Below are 22,257 nucleotides of genomic sequence, written 5' to 3' on the forward strand. Positions count from 1 at the left end.
CGGACCTGTAAGGGGTCCGAGGCAGGGGTTTATTTTTTGTTAGCGCGAAACAAAGGTGGTACCGCGAAAGAATGGCCTTTCGTCCTTTGAGACGAAGGGTCTTTTTGTATTTAAATATAAGGATATATATATGTTTCACTCTATTAATCATCCTTATATTTCTCGCTGAAACGGTACCGTCCTTAGAATTGGACGGCAAAGCCGTTTCCACTTGTCAGATCGTTACAGAATACAAAAAGCTTCTCATCATTTTCTCTAATGGAGGGTTCACAATGGCTGATAACAACAATACAGCAGCAGAGCTGACGAACCAGCTGGAAGCGGCAGAAGACACCGCTACTGCGAATCACAAGCAAAGCGATATGCCGACTACCTATGATCCGGGGTCGGCGGAGAAGAAATGGTATACTTACTGGATGGAGAACGGCTTCTTCGAAGCAGGCAAACGTCCGGATGCGCAGCCTTACAGCATTGTTATTCCCCCGCCGAATGTAACAGGAATGCTGCATATCGGTCACGCGCTTGATTTCACACTGCAGGATGTTCTAATCCGTACCAAACGGATGCAGGGCTATGATACGCTGTGGCTGCCGGGAACGGACCATGCAGGTATCGCCACGCAGACCAAGGTAGAGCAGAAGCTGCGCGAGCAGGGCATCTCCCGCCATGATCTGGGACGCGAGAAGTTCCTGGAGCAGGTATGGGCCTGGAAGGAACAATATGCGGAGACGATTCACGGGCAGTGGGCCAAGATGGGCTTGTCGCTGGACTACTCGCGCGAACGGTTCACCCTGGATGAAGGAATGTCCGCCGGTGTCCGCCAGGTATTCATTCAGCTGTACCGGAAAGGCCTGATCTACCGCGGCAAACGCATTATCAACTGGGATCCGGCTGCACGCACGGCTCTGTCGGACATAGAAGTTGAATATAAAGAGGTAAATGGCCATCTGTACCATCTTCGCTACCCGCTTAAGGACGGCAGCGGCTATATTACTGTAGCTACAACCCGGCCGGAAACGATGCTGGGCGATACTGCGGTTGCCGTGCATCCGGAAGATGACCGTTACAAGGATCTTATCGGTAAAACCCTGATCCTGCCGATTATCGGCCGGGAAATTCCGGTTATCGCTGATGATTATGTAGATAAGGAATTCGGCAGCGGCGCGGTGAAGATTACCCCGGCACATGATCCGAACGACTTTGAGATGGGCGTGCGCCATAATCTTCCGCAGATTAATGTGATGGATGAAGGCGGAATTATGAATGCGGAAGCAGGCAAATACCAGGGACTGGACCGCAGCGACTGCCGCAAGGCGATCATTGCCGACCTGAAGGAGCAGGGTGTGCTTGTATCCATTGAGGACCACGTACATCAGGTTGGACACAGCGAGCGTTCGGGAGCCGTAGTTGAGCCTTACCTGTCCACCCAGTGGTTCGTGAAGATGCAGCCGCTGGCAGAAGCGGCCATCGCAGCGCAGAAGGATGGTAGCGGTGTTAATTTCGTACCGGACCGCTTCGAGAAGACTTACCTGAACTGGATCGAGAATGTACGCGACTGGTGTATTTCCCGCCAATTGTGGTGGGGCCACCGTATTCCGGCCTGGTACTCCGAATCTACGGGAGAGATCGTTGTTGCGAATGATGAAGAAGAAGCACGCCGGATCAGCGGCCTGACAGACCTGAAGCAGGATGAGGATGTTCTGGATACGTGGTTCAGCTCGAACCTCTGGCCGTTCGCTACACTGGGCTGGCCAGATGAGAACAGCAGCGACTATCAGCGTTACTATCCGAACAATGTGCTGGTTACCGGCTACGATATCATCTACTTCTGGGTAGCCCGCATGATCTTCTCGGCTCTGGAATTCACCGGACAGAAGCCATTCTCCGACGTGCTGATGCATGGTCTCGTACGCGATGCTGAAGGACGCAAAATGTCCAAATCACTCGGCAACGGTATCGATCCGCTGGATGTAATCGAGCAGTATGGCGCAGACGCTATGCGCTATATGATTACTACAGGCAGCACAGCCGGTCAGGATCTGCGGTTCCGGATGGAAAAGGTAGAGCAGGCGCGGAATTTTGCCAACAAGATCTGGAATGCCTCACGCTTTGCACTGATGAATCTCGAAGGTGTTTCTTTTGAAGATATTGACATCACAGGTGAGCTCAGCACGGCGGACCACTGGATTCTGCACCGCCTGAACGAAACTTCCCGCGATATTACGCGTCTAATTGACTCGTACGAGTTCGGCGAGACTGGCCGGCTGCTGTACAACTTCATCTGGGATGATCTGTGCGACTGGTATATCGAATTCGCCAAGCTCTCGCTGTACGGAGCGGACGCGGCTGCGAAGGCCAAGACACAATCGGTTCTGGCCTATGTACTGGACCGCACGCTGCGCCTGATTCATCCGTTCATGCCGTTCATTACGGAAGAGATCTGGCAGCATCTGCCGCATCAGGGCGACACCATCACGCTGGCCGAATGGCCGAAGTATGATTCTGCGCTTGAGAATCCGCAGGCAGTGGCAGAGATGAACCTCCTGATGGATGTTATCCGTGCCGTTCGTAATATCCGTGCGGAAGTGAACGTGCCGATGAGCAAGAAGGTAGAACTGATTATCAAAGCCGGGGGTCAGGAAACCCTGGACATTATTTCCCGCAACGACAATTACATCGGGCGCTTCTGCAACACCTCTTCCTTCGAAGCAGGGCTTGCGCCGCAGACACCGGATAAAGTGATGTCTGCTGTGGTTACAGGCGCCGAGCTGCTTCTGCCGTTATCAGGACTGATCGACATTGAACAGGAAATTGCCCGTCTGGAAAAAGAAGTCCAGACACTGAACAGCGAGGTTGAGCGCGTGGAGAAAAAGCTCGGCAATCAGGGCTTTGTCGCCAAGGCGCCAGCAAAAGTCATCGAAGAGGAGCGGGCGAAGCAGGCGGACTATTCTGATAGACGCGAGAAAGTGCTGGCCCGTATCGCAGAGCTGAGAGGATAAGGGACATGGAAGAGATCACACGGAGCGGCAGTGCCGCTCCCTTAAGTTCTTATACAGAAGCAGTAGACTGGATTAACAGCCTGATTCCTTTCGGTATCCGGCCGGGTCTTGAACGGATAGAGCTTCTGATGGAGAAGCTGGGTCATCCGCACCGCAAGCTCAAGTTCATTCACGTGGCAGGGACGAATGGCAAAGGCTCTACCTGTGCTTTTTTGACCCGTGTACTTATTCAGAGCGGGTACACGGTGGGGACCTTTACTTCTCCTTATATCACGAAATTCACGAACCGTTTCCAGTACAATGGAGCAGATATTTCCGAAGAGACTTTGCTGGAACTCGTAAATAAACTGCGACCGCTGGTTCAAGAGATCGCGGGCGGTGAGCTGGGTTCGCCGACAATGTTCGAGGTGTCGACGGCACTGGCCATTCTCTATTATGGCGAAGTCTGTTATCCGGATGTAGTCGTATGGGAGACAGGTCTTGGGGGAAGGCTGGATGTAACGAATATTGTTACTCCGGTAGTGTCTGTAATCACGAATGTCGGACATGATCATACCGATGTACTCGGAGATACACTGGAGCTGATCGCCGGTGAGAAGGCCGGAATTATTAAGCCGGGCGTTCCTGCAGTCAGCTGCGTGAGCCAGCCGGAGGCCATCGCAGTACTGAAGGCTAAAGCGGCGTCTACCCGTTCTACTCTATATTTGGCTGGAGAAGATTTCAGCTATAGTGGCGTAGAGCTCAGGGACGGCCACCAGCATTTCACCTTCCAGGGTCCATTCCGCTCGCTTGAGCTGGATATCGCTATGAAAGGCGAACATCAGCTGGAGAATGCTGCGGGAGCTATGATGGTCCTTGAGGTGCTGCGGCAGTATATGGCCTTCATGCTGGAGGACGAGGATGTGCTGGAGGGATTCCGCGGTACATTCTGGGCCGGAAGGCTGGAGGAAGTAGGCACTTCGCCCAGAATTATTCTCGACGGGGCGCATAATCCGGAAGGTGCAGAGAGCCTGGCCAAGAGTCTTCCGCAGTTTGGGCCATACGGTAAATTAAATTTGCTCATGGGGATGCTGGCAAATAAGCATCACGAGTCGTATCTCAAGCATATACTGCCTATAGTGGATACGCTCATCCTGACCGAACCGGATTTCCGGAAGAAAATGGACGCGGAAGATCTGCAGGCCATCGCAGAAAGTCTGCGGAATAAATATGCCAAGGAAAACTTGGAAATCATAGTAGAACGTAATTGGGGCCAAGCGCTGCATCTGCTGCAGACGATCACAGCGGACGATGACCTTGCGGTCGTGTCCGGAACGCTGTATTTGATTTCTGATGTACGCAGTACGCTTTTACGGCAACCCGATTCTGAAAAAGGCTGGTGACGAACTGTTGGATACTACTGAACGTGTGCATTTTATAGGGATCGGCGGCTACGGTATGAGCGCGATTGCCCGGGTGATGCTGGAGATGGGATATACAGTTACGGGTTCTGATGTAGCTGCCCAAGAGTTAACGGAGAAATTGATTGCCAAAGGTGCCAAGGTATACATCGGACATACGGCCGAACAGGTCAAAGGTGCGGATCTGGTCGTATATTCTACGGCGCTTGCGTCGGATAACGTAGAATGGGTAGAAGCGGAGCGTCTCAAAATACCGATTCTTCACCGTTCGCAGATGCTTGCCCGTCTGCTGAATGAGCGCAAGGGTGTGGCTGTTGCGGGTGCGCACGGCAAGACTACCACCTCGTCGATGATTGCTCTGGTTATGGAAGACTGCGGAGTGGACCCTACGTATATTATTGGCGGGGAGATCATGAACGTCGGTACGAATGCCAAGGCCGGACAAGGGGAATTCGTCGTAGCCGAAGCGGATGAGAGTGATGGCTCATTCCTGCAGTACCATCCTTGGCTGGGCATTGTAACGAATATTGAAGCCGACCATCTGGAGAACTACGGCGGTGATTTCGGCCAGCTGAAGGAAGCTTATGTGCAGTTTATGAACCAGCTGCGTGAGGACGGAACGGCTATTGTGTGCGCGGATGATGAGAATGTGAAATCTCTGCTGCCTCAAGTAAAAGGTACGGTTATCACCTACGGAATTCATTCGGAGACTGCAGATTACACGGCGACCGACATCGTTCTGGGCGACCGCCAGGTGTCGTACACGATGAATCGCGGTACGGAGGTTCTGGGCCGTATTGAGCTTTCCATTCCGGGGCAATACAATCTGTATAATTCAATGGCGGCGGTAATTTCCTGTCTGAAATCCGGCATTGCCTTTGAAGCGATCGCTGCAGCAATTGTGAAATTCCACGGTGCCAAGCGGCGCTTCCAGGTGCTGGGAGAGATCAACGAGATTCTCGTCATTGATGATTATGCGCATCATCCAACGGAGATTCAGGCTACCATTAGTGCTGCCAAGGCTACAGGCAAACGGATTATCGCCGTGTTCCAGCCGCAGCGCTACACGCGTACCTTCTTCCTGCTGGATGCGTTCAGCCGTGCGTTCAGCGAAGCGGACGAAGTGATTATTACCGATATCTACTCGCCTGCCGGAGAGAAGCAGATCGAGGGAGTCACCTCCGCGAAGCTGGTGGAGCTGATTGTGCAGAACAGCAACGCCGGTGCACGGCATCTGCCGACGAAGGAAGCTGTGCTGGCTGACCTGCAGGACCGCATTGCTCCCGGTGATCTGGTGATTACAATGGGTGCGGGTGATATCTGGAAGGTCGGGTATGCTCTGGCTGATAATCTGAAGAATCGTGAATAAGGCTTAGGCCGTTCTATGCAGATTACACATATCTCTTTACAGTAATAGGATAGCTAGGCATTTTAACAGAAACGGTTTCCGTTCCTTGAATAAGGACAGCGAAGCCGTTTCTTCTTTTTATGTCTGGAGGTATCTGGAGTCTAAGAAATTAGAAGTGAAATTACACCGCCATTTTGCCGATATAGCTTGTGAATGATATTGTCCTCAATTAAAAGAAGGTATTCCCGCATATTTGGTGGTGTACTCATGAGCTTTCAGCTTGATATTAATACACTGTTGTACTTGTTCATCTTGGGAAACTTGTTTTCCGGACTGCTGATTACCTTTTACCGCTACCATTTCGCCAAGGATACCGCCTCGGTCCTTTTTATAGCTGCAAAGTGGCTTCAGGTCGTCTTCTGGAGCTCTATTCTCCTATGGGATTATATCCCCCATTGGATCGCCGTACCTCTAAGCAATGCGCTCATTCTGGCTGGAGGAGGTCTGGAAATTTCGGCCCTGCTGATGATGATGGGGATGATGGACCGTAAGGCGAAGCTCTATTATTCGGGGCTGGTTGCGGGCAGTGTTCTGAGCTTTTGTATCGTCGCCCTGTTCTTTAACCATGCGAACCTGCGGGTGGCCACGACCTCGCTATGGGTAATGCTGTTTGTGATCTACCCCGGGTACCGTTTGACGGCGGGGAAAGAACGTTCTCCGCTCCAGAAAATAATGGGTGGCGTATTTTATACCATTGCTGCCGTGATGCTGTTGCGGTCCTTTGTCGCGCTGATTCTGGAACCGGAGATGGGACCGCTGACTGCTAATCCGGCACAGTACTTATATTATCTGGGGATGTTTTTGATGCTGGTCGGGGGAATTGCGGCGTTCATCCTGCTCTCCAATGAGCATTCATATGAGAAGCTGAAGCGCATAGCCGCTTATGACAGCCTTACCGGAATCCTTGGCCGCAGGGCTTTTCTGATAGAGGCTGAGCTGAAGCTGGCGATGGCGGCAAGAAAGCGGGAATACTGCTCAATGCTGCTGTTGGATCTGGACCATTTCAAAATAGTGAATGATACATATGGACATGACAAAGGCGATGTAGTACTTCAGGATTTCGCGCTTACCATTGAGAGCCGGCTGGGAATCGGTGACTTGTTCGGCCGGGTTGGCGGCGAAGAATTCGCCATTATGCTCTATGGGCAGGATGTGGAGAACAGCAGCCGCAAGGCGGAAGAACTGCGCCAAGCCGTCAAGGAGGCTTCGGGAGACAGTCTTGCCGGCGGGTACACCGTAAGCATCGGAATGATTACAGTGCTTCCGGATCAGCAGACCGCCTTGAATAACCTGTACAAGCTTAGTGACAGAGCCCTGTATCAGGCGAAGCAGGACGGACGGGACCGTGTGGTCAGAGCCGGGTAAAAGAATGGGATTATACACATCATACATATGACATCGATGAGCAAGGGGGTGGACGCTATGGCTGCCAGTTTGGATTTCAAGACACTGCTGGCGTGTCTCTTTTTTGGTAATTTCTTTACGGTTATGCTCACTCTGGCTTACCGGTCGCGTTATCCGAAAGATGGTACATCCCTGCTGTTCCTGACCGCCAAAATTCTGCAGCTGGTGATTATGATCCTTCTGCTGTTAAGGGAATATCGTGAATTTAAGGTTGTGCTTCCCTGCATTATTCTCTTGAATCTGGCCGGTGGAACCGCAGAAATCTTCGCGCTGCTCAAGATGCTGGAGGTCCATTCCGAACGGATAAAGCGGATTTATTATACACTAACCGGATGTGCCGCACTTGCTCTGCTCCTCCTGTATCTGCTGTCTCCGGACGTACCGCGGCTAATTGCAGCTGCCTCGCTTGCCGGGGCACTGCTGCTGATCTATCCTGCGTATATGCTATGCTGGAAAGTGAAAAAAACACCGCTTCAGGAAATTATGGGCTTGCTCTACGGAATTGTTATCCTCTCGATGCTCTGCAATGCAAGCAGACTGGTATATCCTCCGCCTGAGGGCTCACCCATTGGTGAGTGGATGCAAGTCTTTTTCTATATTGGAATATACCTGCTGATGTTTCTCGGAACCGCCGGCTTCATGCTGCTCTCCAGGGAGCAGTCCTATGCTGAACTGGAGCGTGCAGCCACATACGATGAGCTCACCGGCATTCTTAACCGCAGAGCCTTCGTGCTGCGTGCCCGGCCCCTGATTGCTGCGGCTGCCAAGGAGATGGCGCCCTTCTCTTTCCTGCTGCTGGATGTGGACCATTTCAAACAGGTGAATGATACCTATGGCCATGACACGGGTGACAAGGTGCTGCGCGACTTTGCCCGCAGAATTGAGCGCCAGCTTGGCAACGGGGACCTGTTCGGACGGTTCGGCGGGGAAGAATTCGCTGTGCTGCTGCACAGGGCGGATGAGGAAGCGAGTGAGGAAGTGGCTGAGCGGCTGCGCCGGTCCGTGCTGGACGCCACCATTGATGGGATAACGCTCTCTTATACAGTGAGCATCGGTCTGATTACGATCGTCTCGGGCGAGCGCGTCCCGCTCAATACTTTGTACAAGCTGAGCGATACCGCCCTGTACCAGGCGAAGCAGCGCGGACGCAATTGTGTGGTCCGAAGCCACGGCTATGCAGCGAGGGAGCTTGAAGTACATTCCTGAGTGTACTGACCATAAGTCTAAACTGCAATTTAAATAAAATCACAAAATTAGGAACAACAGCGCTTCTCCTTTTACTGGAGCAGCGCTGTTTTTGTATCCGGGCTTCGTAAAATGACAGTTTTTTGAAATTATTTTTGCATTAGCCAAGAAACGACAAAACTCCGCAGAACTTTGGGGTAATATATGCTAGATACCTGGCACTGCCAGACACAGACAGATAAATGGAGAGTAGGAGAAGAAGCCATGAGGGAAAAATTGCTGTTCATATCTGCAGAGAATCCATTTCCGCAGGATAGCGGTGGCAAGCTGAGAACGGGCAATATTCTGAATATTTTACTCGCCAAATACGATGTGGATCTCTTAACGTATTCAGGTTCCAAAGATAAGGAGGCCATACCGTCGCTTACCGTGCATGAGGTGAAGCGCACAATGAATTACCGCAGGGCGATGCTTCGCTCCTTGTACAAATGGCGCAATTGCTCTTATATGAGCCATGTAGATGTGGATATGAAGGAGAAGATTACAGAGCTCTGCGGACAGCATGCATACAGCCATGTCTTTATTTCGCACAGTCTGCTCGGCTGCTGCATTGACATTGTGCGCCGTTCCCTGCCTGGCACTGTTATAATCACGGACGCGCATAACTTCGAGAGCGGATTGTCTGCACAGCTTGCCCGCAGGAAGAGGGGGATCGCCAGACTCTTTTATTCCCTTAATGCGGTATGGACGCGCAGAGATGAGCTTAAGCTGATGGACAAGACCAATCTGCTGCTTACAACATCCGAACAGGACGGGCTGAGCTTTAAGGCACTTTCTTTTAAAAATTCTTTCAAGGTCCACGTAATCCCTAACTTCATCCGTATGGGCGATTATCGGACAAATACGCTTTTTCCGAAAGAGCCGTGGATTATTCTTCCGGGCAATATGAACTACTTCCCGAACATTAATGCAGCTACCTATTTCTACCGTCAGATCTATCCGCTTATCAAAGCCAAGGTTCCGGGCATCAAATGGTATATCGTCGGCCGGGATGTGCATCCGGAAGTTGCCGCTCTGGCGGACCAGGACCCTTCCATCATCATCACCGGATATGTGGACAGTGTGGCGGACTATATACGGAAGGCGCAGGTTGTGATCGCCCCTCTGCAGGAAGGCAGCGGAACACGCCTGAAGATACTGGAGGCCTGGGCGCTCAAGACTCCTGTCGTTTCAAGCACCAAAGGAGCAGAAGGGCTGCTGTATGAGCATTCCGCGAATATTATGATTGCCGATGATCCGGTTACGTTTGCCGAAAGCGTGACTCAATTACTTCAGGATCACGAAAAGGGAGTAGTGCTTGCGGACCGTGCCTACCAGACCCTGCTGGCTAACTATGAGGCGGAAAGTGTCCGGGAAAAGCTGCTAAGTCTTGTCTAATTGTAAGGGGAATACAAAAAAATATTATTTCATCCCATAAATCGACAATCTTTTTCCGGGAACTGCGTTACTATTGATCTACATCTAAAGATTCATAAATGAAGGCTGGATGTAATCCGGCCTATTTTTCTTTGTATACAATAATAACCATTTACATAGAACCAAGGAGCTATAGCCATGAGAGAGAAAATGCTGTTCCTATCAGCCCAGAGTCGTTATCCCGAAGATTTAGAAGGAGAAATAAGAACAGAGAATTTTCTTGATATTCTGCTGGAGCGGTTTGATATTGATCTGCTCGAGTATTGTCATTGCCGCCGGGAGCCGGCGGTAGAGTCTGGACCTGCGCTTACGGTGCACCAGGTGAAGAGGTCTTCTGCTTCACAGAGGTCACTGCTGCACCCGCTGAACAAGCTGCGCTCACATTCTCCGCTGATCGGTACTGACAAGTCTTTGCGGGCGGAAATCACAGAGATGTGCCGCTTGAATACATACAGTCATGTGTTTATTTCGTATTATATGCTGAGTAATTGCCTGGATATTGTAGCCTCTATGCTTCCGGAGGCCGTCATCATTACAGATGCCCACCGTTTCGGGAGCCGAATGCTGGAGAATAGGGCGGCCGGCAAACGGGGAATTAGCAAAAGCTATCATAAGCTGAATGCCGCACTGATCCGCCGGGATGAGCGCCGATTAATGAACAAGACCAGTCTGCTGCTGACCGCTACAGAATGGGATGCCCTTTCTTTTAAGGCATTATCCTTTGCGGATGCAGGCAAGGTGCATGTAATTCCGCCTTACATTGACCTGAAGGAGCCTGCTTATGCCTCCGTTGAGACCGTAATTAAGGAGAAATCCATAGTCCTTCATTGGAATATGAATACCGGCCAGGGCAAGAATGTGGCCTTATTGTTCTTAAAGAAGATATACCCGCTGGTCAAAGCGGAGGTGCCGGATTTCCGTTGCTATATGATCAGCGATAAAGTACATCCGGAGGTTGCCGCCTTGGCCCGCAATGATGCTTCTATTGAAATTGTCAGGGAATTTGAACATACAGCCGATTACATCCGGCGGGCCAGCGCCGTGGTAGCTTCTTTGCGCGAAGGCTGCGGGGGGCAGATTAAGATCCTGGAAGCCTGGGCGCTGCGGACGCCGGTCGTCTGCAGCTTGAGCGGTTCGGAGGAATTAATCTGTGAGACGGGACGGGATATTCTGCTCGCAGACACGAGCGCAGTCTTTGCCGGCCAGCTGGTGAAGCTGCTGACAATGCCTGAGCTGGGCTCCATTATTGCGGATCAGGCTTACCGGACACTGCTCAAGCATTACGCGGCGGAAGGGGTCAGGGAGAAAGTACTTAGTTTGGTGTAAATATATTAAAATAGCATATCCATCTCACATCTATCATATATTTCAGTATAGAACTGAAGATGGCGAGGTGGGAGCATTGAATAGCGGAAGAATGACATTCCGGTTTGATGGGGAGACGGCAGAACGTAAGGCGGAAATGGCAGACCGCCGTATAGGAAGAGAACCTGTTAGAACCTTGGAGGTTGAGGACAGGGAACAGCGTGAGGAGATCAGAACGGCCCCGAATCTCCGTGCAGATGAATATATAGTTGATCAGGAGCGGGTGGAAATCCCCCGTGCAGCTGAAGTATCTTATATGAAATCCTCTGGTCCGCGCCGCCGCAACTGGGATGATTCAGATGGAGAGTATGATACTGGACAGTATTCATATCTCCCAGACTCAAGAATACGCACAATTCCAGTTTATGCGCAGGTTTACAGGGACGATGATAATGCACCACCAGGTGAGCACTACCCGCTGTTTGAGGATGAGCAGGTCGCTGAGCGGGAACCGTTCGGGCAGTTCAGCACGCACGGGAATCTGTATGGAGGCTCCTACCATACCCGCCGCCCTTCTTATTGGTGGAAATTCGCTTTGTCAGTAGCAGGAGCATTAGGCACAGGAATCCTGCTCGGCTATGCAGCGCTGTCCTTCATCAGCGGCGGAGGGACGGGCACCGGGAATGGAAGCGGCAGTTCCGCTGTTCAGACGGGTATCGTTCAGAGCCAGAATGACACTGGCGGGGGAGCGGAAGCAGATATCACAGGCGTGCCGGTTGAAGGAACCGGTGAAGCGGTAGCAGCGCATGTTCCGGTACAGATTGCGGCGCAGAGCTATTATCTGCTGCAATACGGCGTATTCAGCACACCGGCTGGTGCTGCGCAGGCTCAGCAGGAGCTGCTTGCCGCAGGGCTTGCTGCAGGTCTGGACCCAGCGGACGGCAACCGGGTGTATGCCGGGATGTCGCCTGAGCGGGAGCAGGCCAAGCTGCTCAGCAGCGGCCTGAAGAATCAGGGTATCGAGCTGTATGTAAGGGAAGTGGCCTTGCCCGCTGTGGATCAGGTCAGCTACAACGGGACAGCGGAAGCGGTGGACAGCTATTTTGCAGTCAGCAGTCAGTTGTTGAGTGAGCTGAGCGGCCTGTCCGCTTCGCTGCTGAGCGGTACGGCCAGCGGTACAGACAGCTCAGCGGTAAGTGATCTTCATATGCAGTGGACCGAAACCGTCAAGCAGCTCGAGTCCGGGCTGTCTCCGGAAGGGAAGAGTATTGCCACCGGGCTGGAGAAATCCATGAGCCGGGGAATATCCGCACTGAACGAGTACGGCAAGAATAAGGCAGAGGGACTGCTCTGGGAAGTACAGGAGGCTATGATGAGCTTTTTGACCGGCCAGAAAAGTCTGCTGTCTGCGATAAGCTGAACGTTCACCCCATTGTATAAGGTGTTGCCCATCCCCCGTACCGGCTGTTTGCCGGACGGGGGATTGCTGTGTGGCTCGCCAGTATAGCTGCTGCATGATAAATCAGTTGCCTATTGTGCCGGAGTCGGATAATGTTAGTGGACCACACCCGGCGGAGACTGGTGAAATCAGGCTTTATGCGGTACGGATGTGGTAAACATTCCCTGAACGGATTTTGCGTTTGTATTGAACTCCGTTTCACCGTATAATAATTAGGGTGTCAAAAAATGGCGAGGGAAGACCAAAATGAAGAAGAAAAATGTAGGAACACTGCTGTTATTTCTAATTCTGGGCTGGCTGGCCGGAGCATGGATTGCCAAGCTGCTGGAACCTGTAAAAGCTCTGTCTTTTCTTACAACCTCGACTGTACTCAAGTGGTCACCGCAAGCTGATTTGGACATCATAACCTATGACATCACTATCCATTTGAAATTGTGCCTGCTCAGTCTTGCCGGAATGATAACAGCTGTATGGCTGTACCGCAGACTGTAGCGTTCGCTGCCGGCATCTAGAAGGGACGTTTATTACAGTGGAGCATGACAACACGCGACACATTATTCTTGCTTCGGGTTCGCCGCGGCGGCGTGAACTGTTAGCCTCGCTTGGCCTGCCTTTCGAGGTTCTGGTCAGTGATGCTGATGAGAGTACGCCGCCGGAATGGACGCCTGAGACCATCGTGCGTAATCTGGCGGTGCGCAAAGCGGAGGCAGTACTCCCTGCAGCCGGAGACCGGGATGCTGTTATTGTCGGCAGCGACACGATTGTCGTGCTTGACGACAAGGTGCTCGGCAAGCCGGTGGACGAGCAGGACAGCGCTAAGATGCTGGCCATGCTGCAGGGAAGGACACATCAGGTATATACCGGGGTGGCCTGTATCGGTCTCGCAGAGGGTCGGACCCTGGTAGATCACAGGGTAACCTCTGTAACTATGAGAGCAATGAGCGAAGATGAAATCTGCGCCTACATAGCGACCGGGGAGCCTGCCGACAAAGCCGGCTCTTATGCAATACAAGGGCTTGGTGCCACCCTGGTGGACGAAATTGAAGGCTGTTATTTTAACGTGGTCGGTCTGCCGTTGTCGCTGCTAAGCGGCATGTTGTCCGGGTTCGGCATTTCTGTACTGAACCGGCAAGGATAGCAGGAAGAAAGAGGGTTAGGGATGGAGTCGCAAACATTTATGCTGCGTGACCTCCCCCATGAAGAACGACCACGAGAGCGCATGATGCATTATGGGGCGGAATCATTAAGTCAGGCGGAGCTGCTGGCAATTCTGCTGCGCACAGGTGCGCAGAGTGAATCGGCTATTCATATCGCCCAGCGGTTGCTGGGGATTACAGGCGGCCTCCGCGGGCTGGCGGACCTGAGCATTGAAGAACTGACAACAATCAAAGGCATTGGCCCTGCCAAGGCCGTGCAACTGAAAGCAGGCATAGAGCTGGGAAGACGCATGGCGAACTCCCGGCTTACAGAACCGGTTATCATCCGCAGTCCCCAGGACGCGGCGGAGATTCTGACCGAGCAGCTGCGTTATTTGCAGAAGGAGCATTTTATCTGCTTGTTTCTGAATACGAAGAATCATGTTATTGCGCAGGAAACATTGTCCATGGGCAGCCTTAACGCCTCCATTGTGCATCCCCGCGAGGTGTTCCGGGCAGCCATGAAATGCAGCAGCGCAGCTATTATATGCGCACATAATCATCCGAGCGGTGATCCGACGCCAAGTCCTGAAGACATCTCCTTGACCTCAAGGCTGATACAGGCAGGTGAAATTGTCGGCATCGACGTGCTGGATCACCTGGTCATTGGTGACAGCAGCTTTGTAAGTTTGAAAGAAAAAGGTTATATGTAATACAATTGTCTAGATCCACAAGGAAAAGGAGCATACAAGATGTTAGGTGGTTTTACGAAAGATTTAGGAATTGACTTGGGGACAGCGAATACGCTTGTCTACGTGCGCGGTAAAGGGATTGTTGTAAGAGAGCCTTCCGTGGTAGCCATTAATACTGATACTAAGACGATTGAAGCTGTAGGGGAGTCCGCCAAAAAAATGATCGGACGCACACCGGGCAACATTCGTGCCATTCGTCCGATGAAGGACGGGGTCATTGCCGATTTTGATACTACGGCAACAATGATCAAATATTTTATCCGCCAGGCACAGAAGCAGCGCTCGATGTTCCAGCGCCACCCGAATGTCATGGTCTGTGTTCCATCCGGAATTACGGCTGTTGAACAACGCGCCGTTGAAGATGCAACGAAGCAGGCGGGAGCGCGTGAGGCCTATATCATTGAAGAGCCTTTTGCCGCCGCCATCGGAGCAGATCTCCCGGTATGGGAACCTACAGGAAGCATGGTTGTGGATATCGGCGGCGGAACTACCGAAGTGGCGGTCATCTCACTCGGCGGTATCGTAACAAGCCGTTCTGTCCGCGTAGCCGGCGATGAAGCGGATGAATCCATCATCCAATATATCAAACGCCAGTATAATCTCATGATCGGGGAACGCACTTCGGAGCAGCTGAAGATGGATGTGGGTTCTGCTCTGCCGCTCGAGAAAGCCGAAACTATGGAAATCCGCGGCCGCGATCTGGTAACGGGACTTCCTAAGACGCTGACTATTACCTCTGATGAGATCTGTGAAGCTTTGTCGGATACAGTGAATGCTATTGTTGAAGCTGTAAAAGTAACGCTGGAGAAATGTCCGCCTGAGCTTGCTGCCGACATTATGGACCGCGGTATTGTGCTTACAGGCGGCGGTGCGCTTTTGCGTAACCTGGACAAGCTGCTGGCGCGTGAGACCGGAATGCCGGTTATCGTTGCCGAGAATCCGCTGGACTGTGTAGCTATTGGTACAGGCAAGGCACTCGAGAATATTCATTTGTTCAAGAGCCGCAGCAGTTCGAGTCTCCGTTCCAAACGCTAGGACAATTCTGACCTGTGAACGTCAACCCCTGATGTGGGAGAAATTCGGTTGTTAGAGGGTGTTGAAACTGTTTAAGCTGTTTAATAATAAACGTTTATTTATATTGCTGATTACACTGGTCATGTTTATCGTGGTGATGGGCTTCAGCCTGGGTCAAAGGAAAAACTTGTCCTGGCCGGAGAACTTCCTCAGAGATACGACCGGTTTCGTGCAGAATTTGTTCTACAAGCCCGCTGGATACGTAGCGGGCTTGTTCCAAGATATCGGGAACCTGCATGATCTGGCTGAAGAGAATAAGCGGCTCAAAATCCTGGCAGCGCAATACGCCCGGGATAAGGCGCAGTATAATTTCATCAAGAACGAGAATGAAAGTTATAAAATAAAACTTCATTTCACTGAAGCACAAAGTAATCTCTATAATTATGAATACCACATCACTAATGTGGTCAGCCTGACGACAGAGCCGGGCAACAATACACTTGTCATTGATCTCGGAGCGAAGGATGGCATCAAATTGAATATGTCCGTAACTTCTGTCGAAGGGCTCGTTGGGGTGATTAGTAACGTGAGCAATTTCACCTCCACCGTCAAGCTGATGACGATGATGGATATCAATGATCCCAACTCCCAGCCGCCGATTTCTGCTACTGTCTTGGGCAAGGAAGGCGAGACCTTTGGGATGATTGAGAGCTACGACCAGCAGACAGGCAAGCTGAAGATGAACAAAATCCCCGTAGGAGATCCAATTACCAAGGGAGATATAATTATCTCTAAGGGGAGCGGCGGTGTGTATCCGCGCGGGATGACCATCGGTACAGTTGAAGAAGTGAAGACAGGGGAGTTCGGGTTGACTTCTACTGCGATCATCAAGCCGTCGGCAGGATTCCAGGACTGGAAGGAACTCTTCGTTGTCTTTACGGAGGAGCGTGCAGAATAGTGAGGATGCGCAGATCCGTTCTAATTCTATTGTTGTTCCTCTTATTTATCCTGGAAGGCACAATTCTTCCATGGCTGATCCCGGATGCCTGGGAGATGCGGATTATCCCTGATCTCGTGTTCATCGTAATCCTGTTTGTGACGGTATACCATCACCGGCATACGGCACTTATTCTTGGCTTATCCTTCGGAATGCTGCATGATGTGGTGTTCTATGGCCGCATTCTTGGGGCACATTCTTTTGCAATGGGCTTATCCGCATATCTGATTGGTCTGATATTCCAGATTCCGCGTGCACCGCTGCCGCTGATGATGACGGTGGTGCTGCTGGGCAGCCTGCTGGAGGACAGCATGCTTTTTGCCATTTACAGTGTCTTTAACCTGAGTAAAGAACCCTATAACTGGGCGCTCCTGCACCATATGCTGCCTACTATGCTGTTTCATTTTGCTATCGGCTTGCTTCTCTACATTCCGCTCCGGCGCCAGCTGGAGCTGCTGAAGAAAGAGACCCGCAAAGAAGAAGCTGCTTAAGCCGCTGCTGCATTTTCTTATCCTATAAAGAAGGAATTTGCCCGGCCCGGCACGAATGAATGAGGATGGGGGGACAGGCATATGACAGTTAAATCCAAGCATGTAAGGATTAAGGGCATCAAGGATGGCCTGGTATTCCTGCTAGACGACAAGTGTCCCTTTGAAGATCTCTTAAGCGAGCTTCGCTATAAGCTGGAGCACAGCCATCAAAATATTCTGACCGGACCGATTGTGCATGTGGACATCAAGCTGGGCAACCGTCCTGTTACCGAAGAAGATAAAGAGGCAGTTCTGGAGATCCTCAAAAGCCAGGGGAACTTATTAATCCGTTCCGTTGAAGCCTTGGAGGACCCTGAAGAGAAGGATACGGAAGCATTATTTATGATGAGCGGAATGCTACGTTCCGGCCAGGTGCTGCATCATGAGGGGAATCTGCTGTTTCTCGGCGATGTGAATCCGGGAGGAACCATTACCTGCTCGGGGGATATCTATATTCTTGGAGCGCTTAAAGGGATGGCACACGCCGGAATCAACGGCAATCAGGAAGCGATTATTGCGGCTTCGCTGCTGGCTCCTACCCAGCTCCGGATTGCTGATATTATCAGCAGGCCGCCGGATGAATGGGGAACCCGGGAGAGCAGCATGGAATTTGCCTATTTATCAGGCGGTGCTATGCAAATCGACAAAATTCATAATATAGTCAAATTACGTCAGGATTTAAATGTGTTTAAAGGGGTGTAGCCTCCATGGGAGAAGCGATTGTCGTAACCTCGGGCAAAGGCGGAGTTGGCAAAACAACCACAACAGCCAACATTGGGACCGCGCTTGCATTGCAGGGCAAAAAAGTATGTCTGGTCGATACTGACATTGGACTGCGGAATCTGGATGTAGTCATGGGGCTGGAGAACCGGATCATTTACGATCTTGTGGATGTGGCGGAAGGCCGCTGCCGTCTGAATCAGGCGCTGGTCAAAGACAAGCGTTTTGAAGAGCTGTATATGCTGCCTGCAGCCCAGACCAAAGACAAAACCTCAGTCACACCGGAGCAGGTCAAGGATATTATTCTTGAACTCAAGAAGGAATACGAATATATTCTGATCGATTGTCCGGCCGGAATTGAACACGGCTTCCGCAATGCCATTGCAGGGGCCGACAAAGCTATTGTGGTCACTACTCCGGAGCATGCTGCGGTGCGGGATGCGGACCGGATCATCGGTCTGCTGGAGCAGTCACATGTGGAATCGCCGAAGCTGGTGGTCAACCGTATCCGTCCGGGAATGGTGAGATCCGGCGATATGCTGGATATCGAGGATATTCTTCAGGTGCTTAATATTGATCTGATCGGGATTGTGCCTGATGATGAGCTGGTCATCAAGGCAGCGAACAGCGGTGAACCTACCGTGATGAATCCGAATTCTTCAGCAGCAATTGCTTACCGCAATATTGCCCGGCGTATTCTTGGCGATGCGGTACCGTTGATGCAGCTGGACCAGAAACCGGGTGCTTTTAAGAAGTTTAAGAAATTTTTTGGAATGGGCTGAACCCTGGCCAGGCACTTGTTATATTCTTCCTGCCAAGAGCCCGTCTGCTGAGAAATCTGCGGCGGGTTTTTTTTGTGCGCAGTTATGTCTCTATATGAGGCTTGTAAGAATGGCCTTACTTTTGTTTATAGAAAATAAAGTATTAGACTTCCGTCACTTTATTAAACTTCCACTGTTCTTCTTATTCTATAGCAAGGAGATCTCCAAAGATCAACACATTCATCGCTTTTATCTAGCTTTCGCTTTTTTTTCTTGCATCTTTACATTCACTTTAACCTATAACTGGCATAGGATCTGATATGTTAAATAATGTTTAATCGAACATTAAAATGTTTTCTATAAGGAGGATAGTAAAGTTAGAAAGAGATAATAAGAAAACTTTAAAAAACAAAATGAAAAACGACAGGATTCTTGTTAAAATTACATTATGTAGTAAAATGGAATCATTTTACTTATTATTCATTTACATTAATATATTTCTTTGATATGGTAACTCCAGGAACAAAATTAAAATAATGGAGGGACATCATGAAAAAAAGGATCTCTAGTTTATTTCTTTTAACGGCTGCTCTTTCTTTAGTAATTGCAGTTCCATCGTTTGCTGCGAGTGAATCTAGCGCTGATACAACACCTACGTTTGCTGCGAATGAATCTAGTGCTAACGCAAGCCCTTCTTCGATTGACTCTATTGTACCTTTTGTAGCGGGGGAATCTACGAGCGTTGTTGTAGCTCCTGTTACCTATAATTCAACAAGTCCCATTAATGGAGCTGGCAAGTATGGAAAAATTACACTTGAATCAGCTGGACAGGCTTCATTATATATTTACTACAATACAGGTAATGGAGTATGGACGCAGATGTCTACAAATGATCCAGGAAGCGCAGCTATTTTTTTAGATGCAAGCGGGGGCTCAAAATCACTTGACTTCTATATGAATTTAGGTTGGCAGTATAAAGTGGAAGTATTTGCACACACTTACACAGCAAAAGGATATATTAGAAACTACCAATAGTGACTATATGTAATAATTCTGAAATCAAATAAAGGAGCTGTCCAATAAGTAGAATATTCTACAAAGGGGCAGCTCTTTTTTTGGGAAAAAACGTAGAAAGACAGTAGAGCACTAATTCTACCGCTACTGGAGGATCGCTGCTCTACGCTTTTGGTCATTAGCGGCTTAGTTCAGCGGATAATTAGCAAGCGAAATCCCGGAATCTCCGCTTGTTTTTCAGTTGTTAAATCACACTTTGAGGCTAACCGTGACTTCCTGATCTCCAGTAGCCTTGCACATTCGGCTTTCAGGGGACAACCTGACAGATTGTGTTAAGTTTTATTCAAATCGACTAATTTATGTTTTTTACTCTCAAGAAAATGAAGCGTTGATCCCCGTCCAGTCGATTGACGACTGAGTTAACGACAAGATCGAGGTGCTCAGGGGGCCAGCCTCTTCTAAATCCATTGGCAGACTAAATTGGTCTATGGTATATTGAATTGAATGCCAAAAGATTATATCTCCTTTGAATTGTTTGGTCGAACTTCCAGTTTGCCAAACAAAGGTTTCTACTTTATAGAATTTTAGAAGGAATACAAATTTTTTTCTCTTAGAGAGCGGTGAGGACGGATTGTGGAAAAACGGAGGCGGTCGACTTTGTCTCCGGATTTACACCGTCTATGTTATAGTGCTCGTAAAACAAAGGGGCGTCCCAAACAGCCATTTTCATGGCTTTTAGGACACCCTACTTTAGTTTTTGGGGAGTCCAAAACTTATTTATATGGAAGCTTAAGGTATGGCAATTGCGAAAATCGCGTTGAACCTAGCTTTGATTATAATACTTTATTTTCTGCTGACAGCCATTTCATCGGTGCTAACTCAACTGGCGATGAACCGGACAGGGCAGGGCTTGTTCTAAAGCAGCTTCCGCTACTCATAAAATGGAAGTAAAACAAGCCCGTCCGGAGGGATCAATATGGAATACGAGAGAGATATCAAAAATCGCCGTAAGAAACGTATACAGAGCTTATTAGAGGATCAGACCGAAGCCGGATCAGCGCCAGTACTTTTCACGCTGCCTGACAACACTATCCCATTCAGGGAATGGGGGGCGGCTCCCCGAAGTGAATTCACTGCTTCAACGGAACCTGATCCTGAGGTAATGTGGAAGAAGCAGCGCAGCAGCTGGGAGGACGAAGGCGGGGATGGGCCGCGCTTTGGCGCAGGTTTCATGCGGAGGACGATAGCCAGCCTGCTGGTCTTCGGAGCGGTGTGGGGAATCTTCGCAGTGAGTGAGCCGTGGGCCGTGAAGTCGCAGTATTTCATTACTGGCGCACTCAGTAATGATATGGATTTCGCCGCAGTGCAGGTATGGTATGAGGAGCATTTCAATGGAGCCCCTTCGTTCATTCCGATCTTCGGAGATAAAGAGGTGCCGGCAGAGAAAGTGACAGCCGTTCATGAACTGAGCGCCCCCTTGGAGGGAAGCATTGCGCGTCCCTTTGCCGCGTCCCTTAAGGGGGTCGAAGTGATACCGGCAGATGATTCAGGCTCGAGTGTCACGGTGGAAAGTGTAGATACGGGCCGCGTATTGTCCGTATCCAAAGAAGCACAGGGAGGCATCCGGATCACCGTCCGCCATACCGGAAATATAACGGCGGAATACGGCCATTTGAGCGGGACACGGCTCGCGGTGGATGACTGGGTACAGAGTGGAGATGCGGTGGGCTGGATTCAGGGGACAGAGGATGCACAGATTCCGATGCTTTTTTTTGCGATTATGAAAGACAAGTCTTATATTGATCCTGCTGAAGTGGTATCGTTTGATTAGGATCTTCGGTATTGAGCTGTCACTGCATCCGCTCTTCGTGCTGATTCTGTTTTTCTCCGTGCTCACCGGACAGTTCCTTGAAATTATTACTCTGTTTTCGATTGTATTTATCCATGAACTCGGACATGTATGTGCGGCACTATTGACCGGGGTTACCGTCAAGTCCGTGCAACTGCTGCCGTTCGGGGGAGTTGCGGTCATTGAGGATCATGGACGGCTGACAGCCGGACGTGAAATGGGGATTGCCCTTGCCGGACCGCTTCAGAACGGGATTATGATCCTGATGGCGCTGGCCCTCAAGCAAGCGGAGTATGGCAGCAGCGCTTATCTGGATTATTTCATCGGGGCCAATGCCATGATCGCGCTGTTCAATCTGCTGCCGGTGCTTCCGCTCGACGGAGGCAAAATCCTGCAGGCAGCTCTAAGCCTGCTGCTTCCGTATTATTACACCCTGCTGTGGATCGGCAGAGTCAGTATTGCGGCCAGTCTGCTTGTTGTGGTGTTCGCCCTGCTTCCGCTGGGAACCGGCGGCGGACTCCGTCTTAACCTGCTGATGATTGGTGCCTTTCTGCTCTATTCCAATGTAACGGACCAGCGCAACCTGCCTTACCGGTTTGTTGCCTTTTTGATGAACAGGGAACAGATCTATGAGCGGTACCTGCAGTCGGAGAGCTTTGCCCGGCCAATAGTTGCGTTCTCTGCGAAACCTTTGGATGATATATTGCGTCTATTTAAACGTAACCATTATCATTTTATCTATGTAATGAACGATGACAGGGATATAGTGGCTGTTCTCCCTGAGCAGCGTCTGATTTCTTCTTATTTCGGAATATAAAGCTAGAATGATTCAAACCAGAGGTGAAGCC

19 protein-coding genes and 1 other annotated feature (1 of these 20 running past the window's edge) are annotated in these 22,257 nt (G+C 50.4%); all 19 genes read left to right on the forward strand.

The window, feature by feature from the left end:
* Positions 1-90, forward strand: a binding site (T-box leader) (it extends 196 nt beyond the left edge of the window).
* 272 nt (positions 91-362) lie between these two features.
* Complete coding sequence (locus NSQ73_RS05170; protein ID WP_340989195.1) at positions 363-2,999, forward strand: valine--tRNA ligase; 2,637 nt, start codon at positions 363-365, stop codon at positions 2,997-2,999.
* A gap of 5 nt (positions 3,000-3,004) precedes the next feature.
* The gene (locus NSQ73_RS05175; protein ID WP_340985622.1) at positions 3,005-4,381 is read left to right on the forward strand and encodes a bifunctional folylpolyglutamate synthase/dihydrofolate synthase; all 1,377 of its coding nucleotides are present in this window, start codon (positions 3,005-3,007) and stop codon (positions 4,379-4,381) included.
* A 7-nt stretch (positions 4,382-4,388) separates the two neighbouring features.
* Positions 4,389-5,768 carry a UDP-N-acetylmuramate--L-alanine ligase gene (gene murC / locus NSQ73_RS05180; RefSeq protein ID WP_042139593.1) on the forward strand — a complete coding sequence of 460 codons (1,380 nt, stop codon included), beginning with the start codon at positions 4,389-4,391 and terminating at the stop codon, positions 5,766-5,768.
* A gap of 246 nt (positions 5,769-6,014) precedes the next feature.
* Positions 6,015-7,172, forward strand: a complete 1,158-nt coding sequence (locus NSQ73_RS05185; RefSeq protein WP_340985623.1) for a GGDEF domain-containing protein — start codon at positions 6,015-6,017, stop codon at positions 7,170-7,172.
* Positions 7,173-7,229: 57 nt separating this feature from the next.
* Positions 7,230-8,417: a GGDEF domain-containing protein gene (locus NSQ73_RS05190; RefSeq protein ID WP_340985624.1), complete on the forward strand. Its 1,188-nt coding sequence runs from the start codon at positions 7,230-7,232 to the stop codon at positions 8,415-8,417.
* A gap of 243 nt (positions 8,418-8,660) precedes the next feature.
* Positions 8,661-9,833, forward strand: a complete 1,173-nt coding sequence (locus NSQ73_RS05195; RefSeq protein ID WP_340985625.1) for a glycosyltransferase family 4 protein — start codon at positions 8,661-8,663, stop codon at positions 9,831-9,833.
* 177 nt (positions 9,834-10,010) lie between these two features.
* On the forward strand, positions 10,011-11,198 hold the full coding sequence (locus NSQ73_RS05200) for a glycosyltransferase (RefSeq protein ID WP_340985626.1): 1,188 nt from the start codon (positions 10,011-10,013) through the stop codon (positions 11,196-11,198).
* 76 nt (positions 11,199-11,274) lie between these two features.
* Entirely contained in the window at positions 11,275-12,597 is a 1,323-nt protein-coding gene (locus tag NSQ73_RS05205; RefSeq protein ID WP_340985627.1) for a hypothetical protein, read from the forward strand.
* A 285-nt stretch (positions 12,598-12,882) separates the two neighbouring features.
* On the forward strand, positions 12,883-13,128 hold the full coding sequence (locus tag NSQ73_RS05210; RefSeq protein WP_039300531.1) for a DUF4321 domain-containing protein: 246 nt from the start codon (positions 12,883-12,885) through the stop codon (positions 13,126-13,128).
* Between the two features lie 37 nt (positions 13,129-13,165).
* Complete coding sequence (locus NSQ73_RS05215) at positions 13,166-13,774, forward strand: Maf family protein (RefSeq protein ID WP_171718268.1); 609 nt, start codon at positions 13,166-13,168, stop codon at positions 13,772-13,774.
* 21 nt (positions 13,775-13,795) lie between these two features.
* Entirely contained in the window at positions 13,796-14,485 is a 690-nt protein-coding gene (gene radC, locus NSQ73_RS05220; RefSeq protein ID WP_042139588.1) for a RadC family protein, read from the forward strand.
* A 39-nt stretch (positions 14,486-14,524) separates the two neighbouring features.
* Complete coding sequence (locus tag NSQ73_RS05225; protein ID WP_039300524.1) at positions 14,525-15,559, forward strand: rod shape-determining protein; 1,035 nt, start codon at positions 14,525-14,527, stop codon at positions 15,557-15,559.
* A gap of 58 nt (positions 15,560-15,617) precedes the next feature.
* Positions 15,618-16,496 (forward strand): rod shape-determining protein MreC, encoded by an 879-nt coding sequence (mreC, locus tag NSQ73_RS05230; RefSeq protein ID WP_340985628.1) that lies wholly within the window; start codon positions 15,618-15,620, stop codon positions 16,494-16,496.
* Complete coding sequence (gene mreD / locus NSQ73_RS05235; protein WP_340985629.1) at positions 16,496-17,026, forward strand: rod shape-determining protein MreD; 531 nt, start codon at positions 16,496-16,498, stop codon at positions 17,024-17,026. The genes mreC and mreD overlap by 1 nt, the downstream gene beginning before the upstream one ends.
* A gap of 81 nt (positions 17,027-17,107) precedes the next feature.
* Positions 17,108-17,767, forward strand: a complete 660-nt coding sequence (gene minC / locus NSQ73_RS05240; protein ID WP_039300519.1) for a septum site-determining protein MinC — start codon at positions 17,108-17,110, stop codon at positions 17,765-17,767.
* A gap of 5 nt (positions 17,768-17,772) precedes the next feature.
* Positions 17,773-18,567, forward strand: a complete 795-nt coding sequence (gene minD, locus NSQ73_RS05245) for a septum site-determining protein MinD (RefSeq protein ID WP_042139584.1) — start codon at positions 17,773-17,775, stop codon at positions 18,565-18,567.
* Between the two features lie 528 nt (positions 18,568-19,095).
* Entirely contained in the window at positions 19,096-19,581 is a 486-nt protein-coding gene (locus NSQ73_RS05250; RefSeq protein WP_340985630.1) for a hypothetical protein, read from the forward strand.
* Positions 19,582-20,536: 955 nt separating this feature from the next.
* Positions 20,537-21,391 (forward strand): M23 family metallopeptidase, encoded by an 855-nt coding sequence (locus NSQ73_RS05255; RefSeq protein WP_340985632.1) that lies wholly within the window; start codon positions 20,537-20,539, stop codon positions 21,389-21,391.
* Entirely contained in the window at positions 21,384-22,226 is an 843-nt protein-coding gene (locus NSQ73_RS05260) for a M50 family metallopeptidase (RefSeq protein WP_340985633.1), read from the forward strand. Before NSQ73_RS05255 ends, NSQ73_RS05260 begins: the two co-directional genes overlap by 8 nt.
* Positions 22,227-22,257: the final 31 nt, after the last annotated feature.

This window comes from Paenibacillus sp. FSL R10-2736 (assembly GCF_038000245.1).
Lineage (GTDB): Bacteria > Bacillota > Bacilli > Paenibacillales > Paenibacillaceae > Paenibacillus_AQ > Paenibacillus_AQ phytohabitans.